Annotated in this window: 20 protein-coding genes; 14 read left to right on the top strand and 6 right to left on the bottom strand. The window is 51.6% G+C overall.

Going from position 1 to position 23,457, the window contains the following annotated elements:
* Positions 1-32: 32 nt before the first annotated feature.
* Positions 33-965 (bottom strand): hypothetical protein, encoded by a 933-nt coding sequence (locus tag LG297_RS01025; protein ID WP_404424256.1) that lies wholly within the window; start codon positions 963-965, stop codon positions 33-35.
* On the opposite strand from LG297_RS01025, the gene LG297_RS01020 reads away from it, so the two are divergent.
* From LG297_RS01020 to traI, 14 genes are all read left to right on the top strand, one after another.
* Positions 964-2,052 (top strand): hypothetical protein, encoded by a 1,089-nt coding sequence (locus tag LG297_RS01020; protein ID WP_404424254.1) that lies wholly within the window; start codon positions 964-966, stop codon positions 2,050-2,052. The two genes, LG297_RS01025 and LG297_RS01020, sit on opposite strands and share 2 nt — an antisense overlap.
* Positions 2,045-2,362 (top strand): hypothetical protein, encoded by a 318-nt coding sequence (locus LG297_RS01015; RefSeq protein WP_404424252.1) that lies wholly within the window; start codon positions 2,045-2,047, stop codon positions 2,360-2,362. Before LG297_RS01020 ends, LG297_RS01015 begins: the two co-directional genes overlap by 8 nt.
* Positions 2,359-2,751, top strand: coding sequence for a hypothetical protein (locus LG297_RS01010; RefSeq protein WP_404424250.1), 393 nt, complete (start codon positions 2,359-2,361; stop codon positions 2,749-2,751). The genes LG297_RS01015 and LG297_RS01010 overlap by 4 nt, the downstream gene beginning before the upstream one ends.
* Positions 2,748-2,921 (top strand): lipoprotein, encoded by a 174-nt coding sequence (locus tag LG297_RS01005; RefSeq protein ID WP_181850517.1) that lies wholly within the window; start codon positions 2,748-2,750, stop codon positions 2,919-2,921. The genes LG297_RS01010 and LG297_RS01005 overlap by 4 nt, the downstream gene beginning before the upstream one ends.
* Positions 2,922-3,115: 194 nt before the next feature.
* Positions 3,116-3,694: a type IV secretion system protein gene (locus LG297_RS01000; protein ID WP_404424248.1), complete on the top strand. Its 579-nt coding sequence runs from the start codon at positions 3,116-3,118 to the stop codon at positions 3,692-3,694.
* A gap of 65 nt (positions 3,695-3,759) precedes the next feature.
* Positions 3,760-4,878 (top strand): TrbG/VirB9 family P-type conjugative transfer protein, encoded by a 1,119-nt coding sequence (locus LG297_RS00995; protein WP_404424246.1) that lies wholly within the window; start codon positions 3,760-3,762, stop codon positions 4,876-4,878.
* 4 nt (positions 4,879-4,882) lie between these two features.
* The gene (locus LG297_RS00990) at positions 4,883-5,989 is read left to right on the top strand and encodes a TrbI/VirB10 family protein (protein WP_404424244.1); all 1,107 of its coding nucleotides are present in this window, start codon (positions 4,883-4,885) and stop codon (positions 5,987-5,989) included.
* Between the two features lie 4 nt (positions 5,990-5,993).
* Positions 5,994-8,303, top strand: coding sequence for a hypothetical protein (locus LG297_RS00985; protein WP_404424242.1), 2,310 nt, complete (start codon positions 5,994-5,996; stop codon positions 8,301-8,303).
* A complete protein-coding gene (locus LG297_RS00980; protein ID WP_404424240.1) occupies positions 8,303-9,319 on the top strand; it encodes an ATPase, T2SS/T4P/T4SS family in 1,017 nt (338 codons plus the stop codon). Before LG297_RS00985 ends, LG297_RS00980 begins: the two co-directional genes overlap by 1 nt.
* The gene (locus LG297_RS00975; RefSeq protein WP_404424238.1) at positions 9,316-11,175 is read left to right on the top strand and encodes a type IV secretory system conjugative DNA transfer family protein; all 1,860 of its coding nucleotides are present in this window, start codon (positions 9,316-9,318) and stop codon (positions 11,173-11,175) included. The genes LG297_RS00980 and LG297_RS00975 overlap by 4 nt, the downstream gene beginning before the upstream one ends.
* Positions 11,162-11,401 carry a hypothetical protein gene (locus LG297_RS00970; RefSeq protein WP_404424236.1) on the top strand — a complete coding sequence of 80 codons (240 nt, stop codon included), beginning with the start codon at positions 11,162-11,164 and terminating at the stop codon, positions 11,399-11,401. Before LG297_RS00975 ends, LG297_RS00970 begins: the two co-directional genes overlap by 14 nt.
* Complete coding sequence (locus LG297_RS00965; RefSeq protein ID WP_404424234.1) at positions 11,394-14,171, top strand: zincin-like metallopeptidase domain-containing protein; 2,778 nt, start codon at positions 11,394-11,396, stop codon at positions 14,169-14,171. The genes LG297_RS00970 and LG297_RS00965 overlap by 8 nt, the downstream gene beginning before the upstream one ends.
* 74 nt (positions 14,172-14,245) lie before the next feature.
* Complete coding sequence (locus LG297_RS00960) at positions 14,246-14,605, top strand: conjugal transfer protein TraJ (protein WP_404424232.1); 360 nt, start codon at positions 14,246-14,248, stop codon at positions 14,603-14,605.
* Entirely contained in the window at positions 14,602-17,763 is a 3,162-nt protein-coding gene (gene traI / locus LG297_RS00955; RefSeq protein WP_404424230.1) for a TraI/MobA(P) family conjugative relaxase, read from the top strand. Before LG297_RS00960 ends, traI begins: the two co-directional genes overlap by 4 nt.
* Before the next feature lie 14 nt (positions 17,764-17,777).
* On the opposite strand, the gene LG297_RS00950 is transcribed toward traI, so the two are convergent.
* The 5 genes from LG297_RS00950 to LG297_RS00930 all read right to left on the bottom strand — a co-directional run bounded on the left by LG297_RS00950 (position 17,778) and on the right by LG297_RS00930 (position 23,243).
* Entirely contained in the window at positions 17,778-18,200 is a 423-nt protein-coding gene (locus LG297_RS00950; RefSeq protein ID WP_404424228.1) for a helix-turn-helix domain-containing protein, read from the bottom strand.
* 76 nt (positions 18,201-18,276) lie between these two features.
* Entirely contained in the window at positions 18,277-18,663 is a 387-nt protein-coding gene (locus LG297_RS00945; protein WP_404424226.1) for a hypothetical protein, read from the bottom strand.
* 382 nt (positions 18,664-19,045) lie between these two features.
* Complete coding sequence (locus tag LG297_RS00940; RefSeq protein WP_404424224.1) at positions 19,046-21,217, bottom strand: PAS domain-containing protein; 2,172 nt, start codon at positions 21,215-21,217, stop codon at positions 19,046-19,048.
* Positions 21,207-21,755: a molybdopterin-dependent oxidoreductase gene (locus tag LG297_RS00935; protein WP_404424222.1), complete on the bottom strand. Its 549-nt coding sequence runs from the start codon at positions 21,753-21,755 to the stop codon at positions 21,207-21,209. Before LG297_RS00935 ends, LG297_RS00940 begins: the two co-directional genes overlap by 11 nt.
* 33 nt (positions 21,756-21,788) lie before the next feature.
* On the bottom strand, positions 21,789-23,243 hold the full coding sequence (locus LG297_RS00930; protein ID WP_404424220.1) for a diguanylate cyclase domain-containing protein: 1,455 nt from the start codon (positions 23,241-23,243) through the stop codon (positions 21,789-21,791).
* Between the last annotated feature and the right edge of the window lie 214 nt (positions 23,244-23,457).

Here is a 23,457-nt window from a genome sequence, read left to right as displayed (position 1 = left end):
TGCCCCTTCCGATCAAAACGGGTTTACTGCATTTATTCGATGGCGGCCTTGAGTGCTTCACGGTCAACATCCGACAGGCTGTCACCATGGCTTGCGAGATAATCCTCAACAACCTTGCGGCTTGTCGCACGCTGTTCCTCGGTTTGCCGCGCCGATTTTGCTCTGGCGATCTGGTTGTTCACCAACCCTGCATCGTATTTTGCAACCTCTTCCGGGGTGCGCCAGTCGGGCAAATCGTTGCATTCGTCTTTGTTAATGCCTTTAGGCCCTCTCATTTGAAAGCAGTGACGATCCCAACCGTTAAAGGGTTCGGAAATGTTGTTGTATTCGTATTCATAAACTCCGGCTCCGTGAGCGGGGTTTCTCTTTGCTGCCTTGTATGTGTAATGCCAAGTTTCATAGGTGCGAAGAAGATCGTGACAATATTGTACGGTCTCAAGATCACCTTTGACCAGCGCCATACCTTCTGGACCGTAGTGTTCGAGAACGTAGTCATACACAAAGTTAGCATGGCGCTTTTCCCAAGCCGTCCAAACAGCTTCTTGTCCATTGGCACGCTTTTTCAGCGCCCAGGACTGGTGTCTCCCACGCTCAATCAACCAGACATTATTCCAGTGCGCGAAAGCTTCATTGTTTTCGCAACGTTCCCAAGCCTTTTCCAAGGCAGGCAGAGTCTCAACTTCGGTCCAGAACCCAACAGCCCGATCATAGTCAAAAAACCGGTCAGGACCATTCGGTCTCGATCTCTCGTCAAGCGGCAGAGGACCCGCATTTGCAGCTCCTCCTCCCAAAATCAGGAGGGCCAAAATGGATAGTTGTCCTACCTGCACAATCGCCCTGACTTTCGCCCAGAACTCCGAAATGTTCGTGACCGGCTTGGCTGAAGCACTGAACCCCTCAATGCTAGTGATCTTTGCGGCTGTCACCGGTTTATGGGTTTCGATATCCGGCCTGAAAATCGTCATGGGCAAGCTCGATCTGATCAATTTCGGTCATGAGTTGTTCTTTGTGATTCTAGCAGGCGGTTTACTTGCAGGCCAGTCCGGAGTGGTAACGCAGGTTTATAAAACCGGTATCAATACCATCAGCGGTGCATCGTCTCTGGTCATGGATGCAGCTCGGAATACGGGTGGCGATAGTTCGGTCCCGCTAAAGGGCGAAGATAACAATACCACCCTCTTTAAGCTCACTTCACCAAATGCAGCCAGCAAAGTTATCCAGACATATAAAACTGAAAACGATAAGGAAGTTGGAGACGAATATCTCGGGATTGTTCGCCTCCTGTATGCGACCGAAAACGGTTTCCTTGCTGTCATGGATATGGGCAAGGAAATCTATATGTCCTTCTCGCTGGGCAATCTGACAGGACCGCTCGCGGGGCTCTTGATCATGTTGGTCTGGCTCATTCTGATCCTTGTCTATCTCAGTCAGGTCCTAGTCACACTATTCCGGGTGATGGTGCTGTCCGGGATGTCCCCCTTCCTATTGCTTGCTGTCGGCTTCGGCTGGGCGCGTGGCATGGTGTGGGCAAGTCTTAAAGCTCTGATGGCGGCTGGCATGGTGCTCTATGGCGCCACAATCGCGATCGGTTTTTGCCTGTTCTCGGTTTCGGTGATCGACATGTCCAAAGTCGATGGCATCACAATGGGAACCTTTTTCACTAGCGCAGGCTTTACCGCTGTGTTGGTCGGATACATGGGGATCATCTTCGTTACCGAAGCCACGGCGATCGCCAACTCAATCGCCCAATCGCAATTCACCAACACGGCCGCCGCCGCGATTGTCGGAGGAACAATGGGCGCTGCATTCGGTCTTGCAAACAAGGTCAAGCCGTTTCTGCCGCCTGCAGCTCAGGCCGCAATGAAATTCACAGACAAGCTTGAGGGTGGCGCAAGCAACTGGTCAGACGCGATGCAGGCCAGCCGGAACAATCCGAACATGATGGGCGACGCCAAATCATCCTTCTTCGGTGATTTGCGCAGTGTTTCGTCCATGGGCGACATGGGGAAATACATGGATGCCCTTCGCAGAGGAGGGGTAGACCGTGGATAAGATCGACCTTTTCGCCTTGGCATCGCAGTTGGCGAAATCCCTTCATTCCAGTTTGAAGCGATTAGGCCTGATCGTGATTTATCTGGCGCTTTTGAGCCTCTTGGCAGAGCCGGAAGCGACACTGCTTTTCTTCAAAGCGTTCTTCAAACTCGAAATTCGCGACCAAGCGCAACTCACAAGGCAGGGGCTTCTTCTCCTGTTCTTTGCCGCCTCCATCTGGACCGGCATTCGATTTCTGTTTGCGATCCTGCCCGGGAAATCCGGCGTCGCATCATCCCCTGACAAAACCAACGACATAGGTGCCAAATGATGAATTTGGATAAGAAAGCTCTGCTCAAAAATGTGCGTCATTTCATCCTCCCCGAAATTGCCAATTGGCTGCGATTTGTTCTGAGGATTAGCAACTCCTATCTGGCCGCCACCTGTGGCCCCATTGGTGCCGGTTTTCTCTTTGTGGTCTATTTTACCTCGGATAGCGGAATCTCAATCTTCCGGGATCTGGGATCAAGTTCGCCCGAGCAAATGCGAACCGGCGCGTATCAGGTTGTTGTCCTGCTGACGACGATCTGGGTCATTTATATTGGCGCTTTTGTAACCTTCTTCAGCCGTTTTCCTTTCTCAACCAAAGTATCGAAGCACCCCGAAAAAATAGCTGTAGCTCGATCTGCTTTCCCCTCTATCGAAGGAGAAAGCAAATGAAACGTCTGATCATTGTTTTTTCCGCTGTCGTTCTCCTCGCTGGCTGTGCCGTGACCGGCAAAGAAGTCGAGATGCCCAAAGAGGGCACCGGCACCGACGAAATGAAAAAAAGCCCCTGTGTTTGCGAACCGATCCCTTTCAACAGCGGAGGCTTTGAATGGGTTGGTTAGGCAAGCTGCTTGAGAATATGCGCGACAGAAGGGCCGCATATCTTGAACAGAAAAACAACCAGGTAGCAGACAAGAAAGCGGACCAGCTCATTCCCGCCACCAATGGCCGGCACGGAATGGCCGTCGCTTCCGATCCGTTTTCATTTCAGGCAGCGCACAGACGGCTTGCCTGGATGCTTCGGATGTCGGCCGGCATGAATATCGCGCAGCTGGCATCGATCGTCGTGCTGGTGAGCGTTATCGCCGAAATGGTCCCTCTCAAGGAAAAGGTACCGTTCTGGATCATTCCGGCGAACGAAGACGTTGTTCGCTTCCAGATCAAGCCGGTTGTCGAAGACGTCAATGCCTTTGACGTGGAGCTGGAAGGCAAGGCACGGCGGTATGTCAAAGCCCGCCTTGAGATTGATCCGGTAACACAGAAAGAACGCATGCAGGAAATCTCCCGCATGACAGAACGTTCAGAATGGCAGGATTTCCATGATGAATGGATCAAAAGCGGGAAAATCGCCGATGCCATCAAAGACGGGCTTGATCGGGAAATCATCATCGAAAGCTCAAACAAGGTCGCAAGCCTGACGGGCGATTACAAGTTTGCGATCGACTTCACGCGCATCGATCGACGTGACGGCCGCCAGATCGGCGAGCCGGTCCACTTAAGGGCTTACCTCTCAATGGTCACAAGCCCCAAAACCGTCACGCTCGAAAACAAATACATCAATCCTTTCGGGGTCACTGTCACGGACATGATTTTGCGAACCAGGGGCAGTTCATGATGAACGTATCCACCCGTCGCAAACCCGATTTTTCAGGCAACTCAGAAGCATTAAGGGGATGTTCCATGAGGCTCCCGAAAGCCCTCCGTATTACCATTCATGTCATCGGCACCCTGCTCTTTCTCGGGTATGTCGTTCTGTTTGTCATCCACTCGGCCAGTGCGCAAACGCCATCCGGTCGGCCACCAATGCCAAATCAGGCACCTTTCTCTGAAAGCAGCACCGGCACGACGACAGCAGGCAGCAACAACGTTCCACAAACAGGCCAACATGCGATGCCGGTCCCTCAATCAATCGTGGATCAGGCTCGGGATCAGGCTGAAGGCAATTTCGGTCCTTTGATCCGGCCGCGCACATCAGGGCAAGTTCAGGAAGCATGGGATTATGCAGAAGATGGCGATGCCGTCTATGTGACGGATCTGTGCGAGGACTGCACCTATAAGGTTCGCACCCGTGAATATGTCGTCACTATCCTTGAATTGCCGCGTGGCGAGAAAATCGACCGCACCGATATCGGTGATAAAGTGAGCTGGTCCATCGAGCGCCGGGGTGACAGAAGGCTTGCCGTCAGACCAGCAAGCTATGGATATGACACGTCGCTTGTCGTCTATGGGCAATCCGGCCGGGTTTATCCGTTCTATCTCCGTGCCGAAGGAGTGAACTCCCACAACATTCCCGATCTTGTCGTCAGGATCGCCGGATCGGTGCAAATCGATACACCGCTCGAAGTGCCGATGGGAAACGATACCGATACCGAAACAGTACCAAATAAGTATGGTGAAAATACTGTTTCAGTTCCGAAGATGGATCTGCCCGCTTCCTCCCATGTCGAAGATGCCATTGACGGCCTCGTCAACACCAACCCGGGCACGCCTGAGGGCGACTTTGTTGCCGAAGCCAGGTTCAATCCCGACAGTCTTCGCGGATGGGGGCAATACAAGCTTTGGGGTCATGACGAACTGGAACCGGTTACGGTCTTCAGAGACGATGAAATGACTTACATAAAGTTCGGCGACAAGTGGAAGGATCTGGAACTGCCGACGGCCTATGTGGTGGTCGATGAATTTGACGAACTGGTCAATACACGGGTACAGGGCCAGACCTTCATCGTCGAAAGCACACAGAAACTGATCACGCTCAAGAGCGGGTTCAAATTCATGTGCATTGAATATATGGGGGCATAAAGGCATGAGCGCCTTTTGCGATATCGCCCTCATTGTCGGACTGACCTTTGGCGGAGCCTGTGCCGAACCGGTAGATACTGTGCCGGCACCTACATTGCCGCCAGATGACGAAAGCGCGTGGGCTTTGCCTGCACCGCCGCCCCCTGCCCCGGAACCGACAGCACCGCGCTTTCCTCCTGTTATCATACGGCAGGAAGCACCGCCTGCCCCACCGGCACCGCCGCCTGCTCCGAAGCCGGAACCGGAGCCCGTGCTGGAAGTGGAGCCTGCGCCGCCTCCTCCGCCTGATCCTTATCGGCTGGCGTTGGAGGCAGCATGGGCACGGCCGGTTTATGCCGGCAACTTACCAACCTTTGCTGCCTGGACAGATACAGGATCATCAAGCAATCCGCTCGTTGGCAAAATGCCTGAAATATCTGCTCCCGCGCCTGATCCGCTCGATCTCAAAAAGCTCGATACGCCCCCTGAAGATTATGGCGGAGCCCGCAAAACCTCGACCCTGCCCGTGGATAACACCCGGAAAATTACCCAGGATCGTTACATTCCCGTCCAGCTGGAAACCGGGATCAATACACAGGTCGGTGCCGGTGAACCGGGATCGGTCATTCTGCAAACCACCCGCGATGTCTTCGGCTATCACGGCCGCATGAACCTTGTCCCCAAAGGCTCGCGGCTGGTCTGCACCTTCATGGCACCGGAGGATATGGGCAGCAGCCAGATCGGCATTAACTGCGAACGTATCCTGATGGCAGGTCATCGGGCGGAAATCCTCAATATCGGCTCAAACGTGACGAACCAGCAGGGCTGGCTCGGTGTCGCAGGCGAAGTCGATAACCGGTTTTGGCAGCGTTACGGCAATGCCTTCCTGTTGACCGGTATTTCCACGGCCGTCCGATATGCCGCCGCCAGCACGAAGACAGAAGATGCCGACGGTGAAGTCGCAACAGCGGCCGCCGAAAAAGCATCTGAAGAACTCTCGACCAAGTTTGGGGAAATTACGGCCGACATGCTTGAGCGGACCCTCGACCTCAAACCAATCATCACCATTCCCCAAGGCACACGCCTTCAAATCCGTCCGGCAACGGACTGGTACATCCAAGAAGTGGAGTAACGTCATGAAAAGCAAATTTTTAGCTTTGCTTTTGTTGTCGTCATGTCTGGTTCTGCCGGCATCCGCACAGGTGGCGCAGTCGATTGATGACAACAATTCGGAAACTGCAGTTGCAGTCTCCACCCCGGTCGATCAGCCCGGGGCAAATGAAGCCGGCAGCGACATGGATGCCCTGGTTCAAAAGGTGAAAATCATCACCAGAACCAAACAGGTCACGGAACTTCCGGAAAATGAACCGGTTGCGCTCGATCTCGGGCTTGTCAATGTTCCAGGTGTTTCCAAAAACCTTACGGAAGGCGTAACTGCGAACGCCTATGCACGTTTTGTCTCAGTTGACGACATGAAGATCGGTCAGCTGGTGCTTTCAAGTGTCGAGAAGAACAGTCGTGTCGAGGCACTTAACTCCGACAACTTTGTTGCACAGTTCGATATTGAACAGCCCTCGCTCGATCCCTCTTTGCCGATTTCGGTTGAGGGTAATCAGGCGGAACTAAAAGCAGCTCTCGAACGCCTCGCGTCCCTGCAGGAAGAGGAAGTTAAGGAAGAAAAAGAGGAAGAGATTGCTGATTCCGGTGTTGGCGCGTCCTCTGGCGGTGTCGGTAGCAATGCCGGTTCCAATCCGGATGCCTCGGGATATAGCACCCCAAGCACACTGGATGTCGGCAAGGAAGCCATCATCAGCTCGAACATCACGACGGAAGGATGCGAAATTCGGGTTGATCTTGATCAGCTTCAAGCGATCCAGCAAACCCGCGTCGTGACGACAACTGACGGTACGCCAGAATACGGCGAGTGTGCCGATGGTTCAGAGCGTTTCAAGATCAACCAATCTTACGCCGTTTGCTCTTACGACGAAAATACCGAGACGATGAAAGCAACCGCACAGTTCATATATTATTACACGGACGGCGGCGGCAATCGGGAAGAAATCGGGGACTGCCAGCCGAACGCAGAAAAAATCTATGACATTGTTGAAGATCGCAATGCCTGCAATGTCTATCTCGATTACGTCAACCTTCAGGCTGTGCCGCAAGGCAAGCTGGTTTACACCAACCATAACGGCAAAGTCGTCCCGGTTGCCGATTGTGCAGCTTCAATCGAAGTCGAACCTGTGCCGTTGGTCGAAACGACCGAAGGCTGCGACATTCGCGATGACTTTCTTGCGAACAAGTCCTTTGGCCGCTCAAAATATATCTACACGCTGGATGGTCAGGATTGGGACACCTCCTGCCAGGATAACGACGAAGAATATCCGCACAGCACGATTTACAAGACCGCCAATGGCGATCAGGTTTGCGAGCCGATCATCAACCGGGAAAGCGGCAAGGTAACACTGCAAAGCCGGGTGATGATCAATGTCAACGGCTTCGAGCTCTATCGCACACCCTGCACACCGGACACTTCCGCCAAGGATATCCAGTCAACCACGGCCGGCTGCGAAGATCCGTCCAAATGGAACCATAATATCAGCGCCAGCCAGAGCATCGGGCAGGAACGTTTCTATTATCTGCTCGATGGAAAACAGGAACCGGTGACGGAGTGCCAGGACAACGGTGTCATCTATCAGCATCAGCAGGAACTGACAGGCTGGCAACCGCATGATGCCCAGCTTTTCGCTTACCGGCTTGTAACCGTCTATATCGAAGGCGTTCCCACCCCGACTGGCCGGTACAACGTCCTGACCTCGCAGGTTCTGCCCGGTGATCCGCAAATTCCATACACTTATGTTGGTACGGGTCCCGCTGTAAACGGCGAAACCTTCTATGAGGGATGCACGAGGTTTGACGAGCGAGATGAAGTCGAAACCTATCGCCGTCCGGACGAGAGCCTTCATAAGGTCGTGATCGGTGAGGCTGAGCCCCTTAGTCTCGGCAATAAATGCACCGTAGATATCAAATGGGCGTCTGGATCTACCAGCAGATGGAAGTACCCGGATAACGGAAGCACCAGCTATGCTCCGTGTGGAAAGAGCTCAGTGAACTACAACTACAGTTACCCCGGACAAGGTTCAGATCAACACACGCAAAATCGAAGTGGAACTAAAACTTCACCAAATCATTGTGCGTGGCGTGATTCTGAGGCGACCAAAACCGTCATTCGTGAAGATGGTCAGCAGGTGGGGGGAACTGCCACAAATACCTGTAAGGTTGCGAACACGCTCCCATCATACCAAGGGGTCTATAATCCCCCTATCAGGAAGGGCTCCGGTATGGTGCAAGGTTATTACCCTGTCTACCAGGACACCTATCCATCTTACCCGACCGTCACACAGTCAGCGAAAGACAACTGCGCAGGATCGTGGGGGTGGATGTAATGAACGCCATCTCCCCAATCAATCCGATCTACAAGCGTATCGTCGCACCGCTCGCGAAATACTATGACGACCCGAAAACGGTCGAAGTCCGGCTCAATGGGCCGGGCAAGATCGTCGTCGACCGACGCGGTGAAGGCAAACAGCTGATCGAAGATCCGGAACTGACTCAGTCTGCCATCGAGAAGCTGTGCAAAAGCCTCTCGAATGGGCGCGGCCTTAATTTCAATGCCGATACCAACCCGATCCTTTCAACGGCACTGGATGAAGGACATCGCTTTGAATGCCTGGTCGGACCCTCTGTCCGATCGGGCCTGAGCCTCGCAATTCGTTGTAAACACCCTTTCACACCGACATGGGATCAGCTGATCGCGGCAACCCAAAAGGGTAATCGCGATTTCCTTGATGACGCCATGGAGCGCCGAAACATCGAGTGCGAAAGCGAGATCAAGGATCTGCTGATCGAAGCGATGATCAAGGGATGGAACATTGCCATTTCGGGAGGAACGAACACTGGCAAAACCACCCTGCTCAATCTTCTGCTGTCGTCGGTAGCGGACTTTGTCCGCGTTATCGCGCTTGAGGACACAATGGAACTGTTCCTCGATCGCTTCTGGGACGGCAACGGACTGCTTGCAGCGCGTGAGAGCGATAACAATAGTGGCATGGTTGACTGGCGTGTTCTGTTCGATCACGTCAACCGCATTACCCCGGATCGTGTGCCGTTCGGGGAAATCAGCACCAAGAATGCCTTTGCCGTTCTGGGCACGCTGAATGCCGGCGCAACCGGTGTCAGCTTCACGATCCATTCGACCAATCCGAAACACGCAATCCATCGCAAGTTCGATCAGAACATCGCCTGGGCCGGGATGAAGATGGATCGTATCCCCGAATTCCTCACGGAAATGGTTGATCTGGTTGTCCAAATCAAACGCGATCAGGACGGTTTCCGGCGCATCACCGATATCTGGCAGCCGCGAAACGACAACTTCATCCTCAAAGACGGGAGGGCGGCATGAGCCAGCGTCTCGGTCACTTTTTCCTTGTCGTCATCCTTCTTGGCATGATTGCCGGCGTTATCGGCCTCTGGCATTTCGAAGTGGGTTTCGATCCGAGAAACCCGGCGTGGTGGAAATGGCTCGGAGCTGCGGCTATTCACCCGGCCGGATTGCCTAAAGAAATGCTCTATCCGGCATTTTATACGGCCATCGGGGGCGTGCTGCTGATGATCGTTGTTGGCATTCTCATGTCCAAGGCCAGAAACGACACCGTTGCCGGCTCCCGTAGAGGAAACGAACTGCATGGCTCGGCCAGATGGGCGACCATGAAGGACATTCGCAAAGCCCGCCTGTTTCGCAAAGACGGTGATTCCGTCATTGTCGGGGCGGTTCGCAACTGGCGCGGCAAGATCCGCGTCCTCCGACATAAGGGCCCCGAACATGTTCTGGTCTGGGCTGCGACCCGAACCGGTAAAGGCGTCTCGCTGATTATCGCCACCCTGCTCACCTGGGTGCATTCCAGCCTTACCCTGGACATTAAAGGCGAGAACTTCATGAAAACCTCCGGATGGCTGAAGTTCTTCGGCATCCGTGTTGAAAAGTTCGAACCGGCCGCAATCAGCGGATCGTCGAGATTCAATCCGCTGGCAGAAGTCCGCATTGAGACGGAACGCGATATTGCGGATTGCCAGAATATCGCAGCAATGATCATCGATCCTGACGGCAAAGGCATGGCCGGAAATTACTGGCGCGAAGAGGGCTTTGGCTGGCTCTCGGTCGTCCTTCTGCATGTTCTTTACAAGGTTAAAAAGGAAGAAAAACGCATCGCCTGTTTTGACGATGTGAACACGTTTCTTTCCGGTATTTCGACCGTTAAACCACCGGTCGATGCGATTGAAGCCGCCCGCGAAGGGGCTTCTGAAGAAGCTCCCGACGATCAGATGTCTGCCCAGGACAACTTTGTGAAGATCCTCGAAGCGATGGCCGATTACGACCACGGCCTCGCGCACGTGAACAAGGAAGTCCGTCGTGGCGCAAACAGCATGGCGATCAAGGCTCCGCAAGAGCGATCAGGTGTTCATTCCAACGCTAAAACGCAGTTGACGGTTTTTGCCGATCCGATCGTTGCGAGAAACACCGCCGTAAGCGATTTCCGGCTTTCCGATCTGATGAATGGCGACCGGCCGATGGCGCTCTTTCTTGTTGTCAGTCCGTCCGACAAAGACCGTTTGCGGCCATTGATCCGGATCATGCTGAACCTTTTCCTGCGTCGCCAGACAGAAAGTCTTGCGGCCAGCTTCAAGCATCCATTGCTTCTCATGCTCGACGAGCTGGCGGCATGGGGAAAAATGGAAATCCTCGAAGAGTCCCTGGCCTTCATGGCCGGTTACGGCATCCGGGCATACATGATCTTCCAGAATGTCGAGCAACTACATAAATGCTACGGCAAGGATGAATCCCTGATGGCAAACTCCAAGGTGCGGATTGCCTTCACCCCGAACAAGCTGGAAACCGCCAAGCTGATCTCGGAAATGACCGGTCGGGCGACGATCGTTCAGAAACGTCGTTCGCAATCCGGAAAGTCCGGACAGTTTGGCGGGTCAAACTCCGACAACATCCAGGAAACGTCACGTCCATTGCTGACACCTGACGAATGCATGCGCCTGCCGGTAATCGATACCGAGGGCAAAAAGCCTCGTCCTGGTGATGCGCTTATTTTCGTGGCCGGTTCACCACCCATCCACGGCACTCAAAGCCTTTATTTCCTTGATAAAGAGCTGAACCGGCGTTCGCAGATGCCGCCTCCTGAAATGCATCCACATCCCGTCAATCAGAACAGTTCGCCAATGATGGAGAAATCCCATGAAGCAGCCTGAACAAAATACGGGCGCGAATGCCCGCGTGACCGACAACGAATTTCTCAAGCTCGCATCGCGCGCAGTTTCGGCCACAAGCGATCTTGGCCCGGTTTCTGTCGATCCGGATGTCGCCGAAGCGATGGGCGCGATCGATGAGCCGGCGCTGTCGCTTGATGATGCACTTGATAGCCATTTCGACGGCGAAGATCCGACCGCGATCGAGGAGGTAAAGGGCCATGGCTAAACCGAACTTTCGCGATCAGGTCGTAGAATCCCTAATTGAGCAAATGGAACGCGGTACAGCCCCCTGGCAAAAGCCCTGGGAGCCCGGAAATGTCCGCGAGCCTTCCTTTAATCCCTCCACTGGCAAAGCCTATCGCGGGATCAACCAGATCTGGCTTGAATCTCGCGGTTATGCAGATCCGCGTTGGGTGACATATCGCCAGGCACAAGCCAACGGATATCAGGTGCGTAAAGGGGAAAAAGGTACTCAGATCGAATACTGGCAGTGGTCTGAACGCCAGCCGATTAAAGATGAAGCAGGCAACCCGGTTCTCGATCCTGAGGGCAAACAACGGTATCGCGAATTCAAGTTGGATCGACCGAAGGTCTTTCACGCTGTCGTTTTCAATGGCACGCAGATTGATGGTTTGGCTCCCTATGTCGGCATGGAACCCGATTTCAACCCGGTGGAACGGGCCGAACAGGCACTTTCTCAGTTGGGAGTGCCGATCCACCATGATCAGCGCGATCGCGCCTTTTACCAACCAGGTAGCGATGAAATCCACATGCCGCCAAAAGGCTGGTTCAAAGGTCAGTACGAATATTACGCCACAGCACTACATGAGGGCGGACATTCGACTGGCCATCAATCTCGCATGGCCCGGGAATTCGGGCCGTTCGGGTCTGAAACCTATGCCCGTGAAGAACTCCGGGCAGAAATCGCCAGTTTCATGCTGACAACGGAATTGGGCCTTGGACATTACCCGGAACGCCATGCCCCCTACGTGAAAAACTGGATGGCAGCGATCAAAGAGGATCGCAACATTCTGTTTCAGGCGGCACGAGATGCAGAAAACATTCGCACCTGGATCATGGAACCGGAAAAACGCCTCTCCCTTACCCCTGTCAAAGAACAACGACAGGAAATGGCTGAAAATCAATCAATGTCGTTCGGCGCGTCTTACGGTGAAAGGGAAGCTGCAAGACGACAGCAGGCCGTTGATGGCATGTTTGAAAAATATCCTGATGCGCACCCGACCCTTTGGGCGATGGAGCTGCAAGATGCGCTGGTGCTTTCCGGTTCGAGGAACGAAAAAGGACTGCTAACAGCAGATCAACTCAAGGAACGGCTGTTAGCAACAGACCTGTCTACGGATCACCTTATTCGTTTCCTCGGACAATCTTCTGAGCGAGCCAACTGGCGCAGCGTCGCCGAGACAGTACCGGGTTACGCTGAGGAATTTGCCGAATTTGCCCACCTGGCTGAACAATTCGGTAAAATCGATTGGGTCGCCCACTATGCCGCTTCCCCCGAACGGCGGCTAAATGGATCATCCCATAGGGAAAAGGTGCTCGATCAAATGCAGTCGGAAGCGTCGGCCTCGCCGCTTCATCGCGAGCTGGTTTCGGCCTTGTGGGATCTGGACGGCCCCGGTTCCAAGTCTTCTGTTCCAGTTCCAGACTGGTATATCTCTGCGGACCAGCGCAAGGACGATTTCCTGAAACGACTATCGAAGCCGCTAGACGAACATCCCCAGACTTCTTTGCAGGCTCATATGGCATCCAGTCGGGAGGAGGAAAAAGTCATGGTGGAAAATGCAAAAGGGCATGATCCCGAAAAGAAACGGATCTATCTGAATGTCCCCTACTCCGAGAAAAGAGAGGCCAAAGGCCTCGGCGCCAGATGGGATCGGCATAATAAAGCATGGTTCGTTCATGAAGGCACCGACATGAAACCGTTTGCCAAATGGCAGCAGAAGGTAGCAGAGAACCAGACCAAGATTGATCCACAGCAGGAATTTGCCGATGCCTGCCGCAAAGAGGGTCTGATGATTGAAGGCCTACCAAGCATGGACGGCAAATGGCACCGCGTTGCCGTTGCTGGCGATGCGAAGGGTCAAACCAGCGGCAGTTATCGCGGCTTTATTGAGGGTATTCCGGCCGGCCAGATCATGAATTTCAAAAAAGCATCCGAGCCGGTTAAGTGGGTGGCGACGGGTACCAGGATCGATCCGGAAGAACTGGAACGGATCAAAGCTCAATCAGCTGCCAGAAAAGCCGAACAGGCCCAAGAACTGAAGTTCCAGTATCAGCAGGTTGCCAAACGTGCCTACGGAACCTTCATGAACGCCATCGAGGCGACCAGCGATCATCCATATCTTAGGAAAAAACAGGTATCCGGGGAAACTCTTCGCGTTGACCGATCTGGCAATCTGATCGTGCCGATGACCAACGAGAAGGGTTTCATCGAGAACATTCAAACCATCACCCCGGACGGAACAAAACGTTATCTGAAGGATGGCCGCAAAGCTGGCCTGATGCACATCATTCCGGGTAAAAAAGACACTCCGCTGATTATCGCAGAAGGTTATGCAACGGCAAAAAGCCTGCATGCAGCGACCGGGTTTACCACTGTCGTTGCCTTTGATGGCGGTAATCTTCCAGTCATTGCCGAAACCATGCGCAATCAAAATCCTGACCGGCCAATTGTTATTGCTGCCGATGATGACCCCCTGAAAGTCGAAAAAGTCGGTCACAACCCGGGACTGGAAGCGGCCAAACGGGCTGCCGAGCGATCAAACGCGCAGATCCTCAAACCTTCCCTTACTGCAGATGAGCAGTTACAGGGCTTGACCGACCATAACGATGTGCATGTTGCTCGCGGCTTCGATTTGTTCCGGCGCGAGATCCGGCAACAGCTTTCCGATCTGGGTATTTCAACCAGCCGTGGTCGATCAATGCAGATCTCGCCCAAAAAGCAAAAGAGCCAGTCAAACCAGATTTCAGTTTGATTATCTGTTACTGCCGACGGCCTTAACGGTCGTCGGCCTCATTCTGCTCTATCGGCTTTAACAGGACACCGCCCGTGGCGACCAAAAAACCTCGGCTTCTGGTGACGCTGCCTAATGAAGAACGCGCCAGACTGGATCAGTTGTCATTGCAATTACGTCTCGATCGTTCAGAAGTGCTGCGACGTCTGTTGATGAATAGTCCCCTGCCGGCACAGCGGGATTTTGAAGCAGCCCAAGCGATCCTTGATATGCTGCAGGTCAATGCCGATCTTGCCCGCCTAGGAAACCTTCTGAAGATCGCACTTGATGAACCGCTAAGCGCCGATCTTTTGCGCAAATACGATGATTTGGCCGCCGCGATCAAATCCACCCAGGACGAATTGAAAGATGTTGTGCGCAAGATCGATCGCACGATCGGGCGTGGTGCGAAATGATCGCCAAGAAAATCCCTAAGAGACCGGACATTCCCGATAACTACAAAGAACTGGCCGAATACATAGCGGCGGCCAAAGAGCCCGGAGAAAAACTGGATAAATTCTGGATTGAGAACTGTGGCGCCGGCGAGACGCTGGATGATCTCGAACTGGCCTTGCGCGAGGTCTATGCCGTCCGCTTGATGAAGCCCGAAGTCACCGACAAATCATATCACATGATGGTTTCGTTCCGGCCGGGCGAGAAAGAACGGCTCTCCGAACAGGATCTGAAGGATATTGCTTCGGCCTATGCCGAAGGCCTCGGCTTCGCCGAACATCAGTATGTGGCTGGTACGCACATCAATACCGACAATTTCCACATGCATATCGCCTTTAACAAGATCCATCCCCGCACGCTTCAGGTCGTCAATCCATTCCGGGATTTCAAATTGCTCGAGCGCGTCTCTCGAAAACTGGAAAAGCAATATGGCCTTTTTATCGACCGGGGCATGGCCCAGAGAGAAAAGCAGGGTCCAAAACTGTCTCCTTCAGCTCGCGATTTCGAGGCGCAAACATGGCAGGAAAGCTTCCAGAACCATGTTCTTCAACATCGCGAGGATCTGCTTGATAAAATCAACGGCGCAGAAGCCTGGCAGGATCTGCACAGATTTCTTGCCGAACACGACATCGAGCTAAAAAAGCGCGGTAACGGCTTTGTTCTGGTCGGCCCGGATGGTCAGGGCATGAAGGCATCGGCGCTCGATCGTGGCATGAGCAAATCCGCCTTGGAAAAGAAGCTCGGAGATTTTGTTCCCCCGGTCATAGAAACAGATAACAAACCCACCCTCCCTACTCACCCAAAACGACGCTACAAGCGTCGGCCAACAATGCGTCATCCCCGCATGTCGCCGCTATGGCGACGATATCTGAATATTCAGCAACCTCTTCATCGTCGCAGTACGCTTCTGTCGAGAACGATTTCAAACTGGAAACTGTTTCTGCTCAGTGAGGCCTATCGCGACCCGCTTGCGATGGTGTTCCTGATCGCCCAGCAGGAATTCATACATCTGATATTTGGCGATGATCGACCGACACCGGTTTCCAAACTCGCAGCCCCTGCCCTTGCCGCGTGGCGTGAAGCCGGAAAGTGGGCGGATGCAAAATCCTTAAACTGGCTGGCAGATACACGCTCAACCGGCCGGGGATGCCGGCTGGATGACGTCGGCAACCTTCTCGTCCCCTTTAAGGACGAGAACGGTTTTATGCAGGCAGTCCGCATATATGCCCCGGGACAAAATATGATGTCGATCGGCAATATCAAGGCACGCGGGCTGACACACATCATCGACACCAGAAAACAGATCAATTCCGGGCCGGTGATCTTCACGGCCGATTATGCCGATGCGGTAAAGATTCATGATGCAACCCGACGCCCTGTCGTCATTGTCGCAGATCCTCGCGAGCTGCAGCTGGTGATAAGACGCTATCGCAAATCCAGCCCCTTGATCAAACCGGTTGTCGCAGGAAAGACCGACGCAAAGTTACCTAGTATCGGTTATGTTCGGATGCCGAACCAGGACGATCAAACGGAAATTCGCCGTGCCTTTGCCCGTGCGACAGAGGACGAGGCATTTCTCGTCTGGGATGCCTGCCCGGAATGGGCGACCCCCGGCAATTCATCCTGGCTAAAATCTGCCGGCATTCGTGGTTACGGTGTCAAGCTTACGCCTGATGGTGAGGTCGCCGTTCCATTGAAAGATCGTTCCGGCCGTTTGGAAAACGTCATCCTGATCGATCAAAAAGGCAATCAACGAGCCGTCTTTGATCCGATCGATAATATTGCGCTCTCGCATGTGATCGATCCCGCATGGCGCGACGAGAAGGATACCGTGATCGTTGCGCTTGACTATGCCGATGCAGCGGCCATCCATCGGGCAACACGTTGCCCTGTTGTCGTCCCCGAAACACCTGACGACTGGCAAACTGCCCTTGAACAGACCCGCCTACGATACAGCGAAGCAAATATTGTTCTTGCCCTGGATAAAGAGGAAAGGCCTGGGGAGAGGGCAGCGGCCGACAAATTTGCAGCCCTGATCGTTCGGCCGACACGAGCGGATACGTTCAAGGAATATGCCTTGTATGAACCATCTCGATCAGCAGCCCGTCTGATGGATATGGGTCGTGATCATTACAACTTTGACCCTGACAAATCGGAATCCGAATTTGTAAAGCTGCAGGATCAGGATGGAACGGAACGTTACGTCTGGGGTGTTGATATTGCCGGTGCCGTCAATAGCTCCGGAGCAAAACCGGGCGACTGGATCACACTTGATATCGCCGAAAAGAAGAAAGTCGAGGTCGTCGAAAAATATCGTGATGATCAGGGCAACCTTCAGAACCGCACGGTTACAACACACCGGAATGTCTGGAAAGCGGAAGTTCGGCCAGATCCTGAGACAGTGCCATCAATGACTGCCTTGCGTAATGAAATGGCCGTCCCTGTTGGGGATGATGGGTGGCTGGCATGGCAACAAGCGTCCCGGCCAGACAAGAGGGTTGTTTCTGCGCGGAATGACATGGGCTCATATAAGGCGTGGGCAGGCTTCCGAGTGGATGATACCGGAAATGTCCTTATCCCTCTCAGAGACTGTGGAAACCGACTTTCCGCCGTCTACCGCATTAATGAAAAAGGATCTGTTGAAACTCTGGGCGGCACCGGTGACGATAAAGGTCTCCATCATGTTATCGGGGGGCGAATATCAAAAGACCCCGACGATCCTATTTTGATGGCCGATGACCTGATCAGCGCCATCGAGCTCAACCGTCTGACGAAAAAGCCGGTTGTCTGGGCAGTGAAATCGGAAAATCTTGAAGCCGTCGGAAAAACTCTACGCAGATTTAATCCCGATCGGAAGATTGTCATTGCCGCTATGGATGCGCATATGGCCGTCGAAAACAAACCTCTGGACCACGCGAAGAAAGCAGCAATCGCCATCGACGCCGATTTGCTGTCCCCTCCCCTGTCTGATCAGGACAAAAAGCGTAACTACATGTCGTTCGGGGATATGCTGAAATCTGGACAGATTGATGGGGTCAAAACCTCCCTTAAGAAGGTCGGAATTGATGGTGATGATAAACCGCTAAATCGACAAAAAGGCCGGGCACAAGAGATCGAATGAAACCGAGTGTGCGCCTATTCAACCGTCATCCGGGATATTCTCTCATTCACCATCAGAAGCTGCTGCTCAGATAAACGAGAAATGTTGTCAATGAATACTGCTTCAATTGCGCTTGAGTTCTTTACTTCTGATTTTTGATTCACGGTTGAAATGAATTTGTCACGTTCCGAACGTGACATATTTGCAATTTCGTCGGGAATGCCCGCAAAAAAGAAGTCAATTTCCACACCAAACATCTGCGACAACAAATGAAGATGCTTGGCTTTGTATCTGTCTCGTCCAGCTTCAAATTTCTGGAGTTGTTGGGGAGAAATTCCAAATAGATCAGCCAATTGCCGCTGCTTGATGCCCAAGACCTTACGCAGCATTTTAATGCGTTTTGCAACATGGACATCAATTACGTGCGGACCGTCGAATCTTCCAAGCCTACGTTTCATGTGTTTCAGTGCATCTAGCCATATTTATTCAAACTCCCTTATTCGGAGCTGAGTATCTTAAAGGGTGGACTTTTTCTCAATAGCCGAGTGATGCCTGCTTGAATGCAGCCTTTAGTTCATCAGCATGGGGCGGGATAATATCGTACCAGTTTTCCTGATAGACTTTTTCACGGACCTCGTGAATGTCCAACGAGCTAAGCGGTATATCGTCACCAGGCACACCCGTCTTACTATTCACCACAATTGCGTTCAGCTGCGGCAGATCATTGTCTTCACAATAATAGGCGATATGCCCCAAAATCTTATCTAAAACGCCTGCCGCAGTCTTGCCAAACATCAGCTCCGACAACTGTTTATACGTGACTGTTTGACGGTTCATGGCTTTACCCACCAAAATCAACCAAACTTGCCGGGCCCGATTTGGCTGATTTCTATTCTTTTCGTCACTAAACCTGCTTACCATCTTTTCTCTCCCTCATTCTCCATCCATGACTCATTTACGCGAATGGAAATCTCGTCGCTAATCCATGAGGTTTCGGGATGCTCTCTTGCAGGGTGCTTTTTTTCTATTGTCGAAGCGGATAAATGCACCACGAACGATAGCACCACGCCAAGGATGGTTGCTATACCACCTATACCCACCCAAGACTGGCTACGAAGAAATCTCACGGGATGCCCCCCGTAGCCACATCTGTCAACAACCCCAAAATTTGCGACAGAGGCCCAAGTTTTCCATGTGTATTCCGGCTGCTGTTAAAGTTCTCCCAGATAGCCATTTCGAATCATAACTGAAAATCTCTAACCTCCATTGGTTCAATATAGGTCGTACCAACAAACCATAGAAATCATGCCGGAAACGGTGAGGTCTTAGGTATGATACCACCAGAAAGTGGTAGATATATCTCAACCTTCGTTCCCCTACCTGCAGCAGAAACAATATTTATATGCCCTCCCGACTGCTTGACGAAACCATAAACCATGCTGAGACCAAGGCCGCTACCTTTGCCAAACTCTTTGGTCGTAAAGAAGGGCTCGAACACGCGCTGCCGAACATCTTCAGTCATACCGCAACCGTCATCAACAATGGTGATTAGAGCACTATCCTGCATTGATCTTTGAGGGTCTTCGTCATCAAAGCCTGATTTCAGGGAAGACTTTTTCACACTTATCGTGATGTTGCCTCCGCCCGGCAGGGCATCACGGGCATTAATGCACAAATTTAGAACAGCATTATCAAGCTGGGTATGATCAATCTGCGACACCAAAGGACGTTCGAATGGATGATAATGCAGGATAATGTTTTCAGGCAGCGTACGTTTGAGGATCGGTAGCGTGGCCTCAATTTGTTTACCAATATCTATCGTTGATACTTCAAGGACTTGACGGCGGGCAAAAGCCAGTAATCTTGCTGTCAGCGACGCCCCTCTTTCTGCCGCAACCTGTGTCATATGCGCCATAGCATACAGGCGCTCATTCTTGCTTAATTCCTCACAGAGCAACTCGGCGTTCCCCAGAATAACCTGCAGCAGATTATTGAAATCATGAGCAAGTCCTCCGGTTAACTGGCCAATCGCTTCCATACGCTGAGATTGCAGCGCACGTTCCTGCATTTCATAACGGTCAGTGACATCAACAATGGAACCAACAATGCGATGTGGTTTTCCATCTGGTCCGGAAACTACCTGCCCCTGTTCCTGAACCCTTGCATAAATTCCATCACTGCGCTGAAAGCGATATTCATGCGACCATTCCTGTTTTTCACCAGACAGTATGGTATCGACATGTTTGCGCATACGTTCAAAATCATCCGAATGAATACTACTCCACCAAAAATCCGGTCGATCTTGGAAGTCTTCAGGCTTGTATCCAAACACAGACAGAAGCCCGGAACTCCACCACATTCTGTCAAGGACGAGATCACGCTCCCAAATGACATCTGTCGTCACCTCGGATACCAGTCGGAAAAGCTCTTCGCTTTTCTGTACAGCCTGTTCGGCTTGGCGAATTTCCGTGATATCCTGCACAGCTCCCACAAAATAAAGAAGGTTATTTTCACTGCCAAAGACCGGGAAAGCACGATCAACAACCCAACGAATTGAACCGTCAGGTTTTACGAAGCGATATTCCATAACGGAATCGTTATGCTCCCGCTCTTTGATAGTCTGTAAAAATAGGCTGCGGTCATCCGGGTGAATGTAACGAACATAGGCGGTCGGGTCCGCCATACAAATTTCTGGCTTGATACCTGCTATTCTCTCGAAAGCGGGGCTGAGATAAACCAACGCGTCGCTGTTCGGGTTGGAAATCCAGAAGATTTCGTTGATGTTTTCAACAACGAGCCGGAATTTTTCCTCAGCTTCCTTTGCATCATGCTCACGTTGAGCCAGTCTTCGGCTCAATTCATAGGACCGATACAAAACTACAAACAGCCATATCATTGCAGCAAAAGTTACGACACCTATCACCAATTGGATATAGACTGACCGCAGGAAACGCGACCATTCCGTCTGCTCACGAACATGCTTATAGGCACTGTAGTACTGGGTCTCGTTAGCTATCTGACTGGCGATCTCGGCCATCTGGTTCGCAATAAAAAGAGCCTCCGTTCCAGCGACGGGATGTGATTGGGCAATATCTGAAGCATTCCCGGAAGAGAGTTTGGTGTCGAGAATTTCGAAACGGTTATTCAATTCTGTCAGAAGTTCTGGCACTTTGGCAATCTGGTGAAGTTCTTCACCAACCTTGCCTGAATTAAGCAATTCCAATCTACTGGCGAGAATATCGATCCTGAGCTGGAGTTGAGGGCTATATGCATGTCCGTGATGCGTGAGTAACAATTCATATGTCAGCGCCATAATCTCGCGCTGCAAACCCTGCGTCGTGCCTGCTACGCGATCATTAATGTCTTCGTCTATTTTTTGTGATTGAGCTTGAACATTAAGCACGATCAGCGCCAGATTGCCGACCATTGCCAAACCGATCATGACAAATGCAACGATCAGAAATTTATTGCGCATTGTTGCCATTCGAGATCGAGATACTTTTGATCATCCACACAGAACGTGCGTAAAATACTTCATTGCGCAGAGATTTATCCTGATGCCAAGGATAGATCAGCCAATAGGGTCCGTTGTCCCGTATCGTCATCAGGACACCATCGCGTTGCATGGCAAGGATGGGCATATTTTTGAACACATCCGAAAGAGGTATTCTTACCGAATAATCGTTATGGGCACGCAGGATTAACTCCCCATTTTCGGTATTCTTTACACCGAAAGTCTGCAGGACATCCCTAAGCAGCGGCCCGGTAAAACCGGTTTCATCGTTTGTCCAAGGCGTTTCGACAGAGTAAGTATGCTGAGGGAACTGCGCCAATTGCAGGGCATCAAGTTTTGTGGTGGTTTGGCCATCAGGTCCGGAGACACCGAAGAGGGTCAACTCCCCCGAAACAGGCATACCATCAGCCCTTGCTACCTCTGAGAAAAATTGAAGCAGCATCAGAGCAATAATAATCAGGGCAGGATATCTCACCACATTTTCCCGACAGTACGCCATCAGTTCTCCCTCCTGAGCACAACAAGGCAAGATTTACATTTTCTCGGTTTTAAGACAATCCCGCCCGGCTTCCTTCGCTCTGTATAAAGCATCGTCCGCTTTTGACATCAGATCAATAATGTCATGATGTATATTCGATCCTGGCACATGGACCATTCCAATACTGACTGTCAGCGAAACCTCACCTTCCTCTGAATCTATCGTTAACATTCGGGCTTTAAGCAAAATACGCCGTGCAAGACGATTCAATCCTTCGGGAGAAATATCCGGTGATATAATTGCAAACTCTTCTCCACCAATACGTCCCGCAATATCGGTGTCGCGCGTATTGGACTTAAGCATTTTCGCCAGCTCTCGCAGAACAACATCACCCGTCGCATGACCATAATCATCGTTAATTTTCTTGAAATGGTCAGCGTCAATCAGCATTACACCTATCTGTAACTGATTTTTGGCACTGTCGAGCAAAATACGCCGGGCTTCAATCTCAAAAGAACGCCGGTTATTCAAACCGGTTAATGGGTCTGTCATTGCCAGCTCAAGCAACCGTCGGCTTTTACGTTTCCAGCGTGTTTCGTTTTCCCTCCAGCTTTTTGTTTGTCGCCATATAACCCATAAACAAAGGCCAAAGGTCAATGTACCGACCAAAGCAACTATTCCCATCCTCCAGATAACTCCGAGAGTTGACTGAAGAATCGTATTTGCCGGTTGATGCAGGATCACATAAATATCTACGGATTCTACATCGGACTGAACTGTTGTTTGATAACCGTCAGGAACCAACCAGCTCAAAACCAAAGAACCTATACCTCCTTCCTGATCAAGGATATCTGGTTCACAATTTGCTTGCCGTTCAAGGGCTCCCCTTCCGAGACAATAGATCAATGAACCATCCCCGTTTGAAAGACGCGCAACCTGATTTTCATATACAGATCCCAGGAAAAGTGAATCTTCCAGAAAACTCGTATCGACAAAAGCAACAATAATGGCCTGTATTGTCGAACCACTTACGACAGGATAGCTAACCGGAATATACCACTTATCCTCTTCACGGTAATCAGAAGCCTCCCCAATAAAAGTGGCATCCAAATAGACACCTTCAGAAAAATGCGCCTCGAAAAAAGGGAAATCGGCAACAATATTGTCGGAAAAACCAAATGTTGATGATCCTGTCTTGATGACACCATCAGGTCCAACGACAATAATTCCGTCGATTGCATGACTGTTGTCATCAATCCGTGTTAAAAGACTGCTCATATATCGATTGTCTTTGGAAAAACCTTCCGGATAGACCGCCAATATTCCAGAAACACGATTTATTGTTTGTATTGCATGCTCCATCACCCGCCCAATAGCGAGAGATACGTAATCCGCCCTGGATTGGAGATAGGATTTTTCATACCGGGAAAGTTCGGCATAAATCCCTCGAAAAGATACGAAAAGAGCGACGGTGAACACGACCAAAGCGAGGAAAACGCTTGTAATCATCGGTCGACTTATCATCCTCAGGCTCCAGCAAGAATTAAGATATTTGTGATATGACGCCTGAGATGAGGTTTTGCCAAGCTACAGAGATCTAATCCATAGGGATAATGTGAATTCACATATGGAATTGGGACAGGACTGACACAAAAAGAGTCGGTAAACATCGGGATGCTTTGACAGAAGATGGCTTGATTAAAAGCAGAGCAGCCATAACATG

It is taken from the genome of Thalassospira australica (assembly GCF_044790785.1).
GTDB classification, from domain to species: Bacteria; Pseudomonadota; Alphaproteobacteria; order Rhodospirillales; family Thalassospiraceae; genus Thalassospira; species Thalassospira australica_A.
This window is presented reverse-complemented; position numbering and strand designations above follow the sequence as displayed.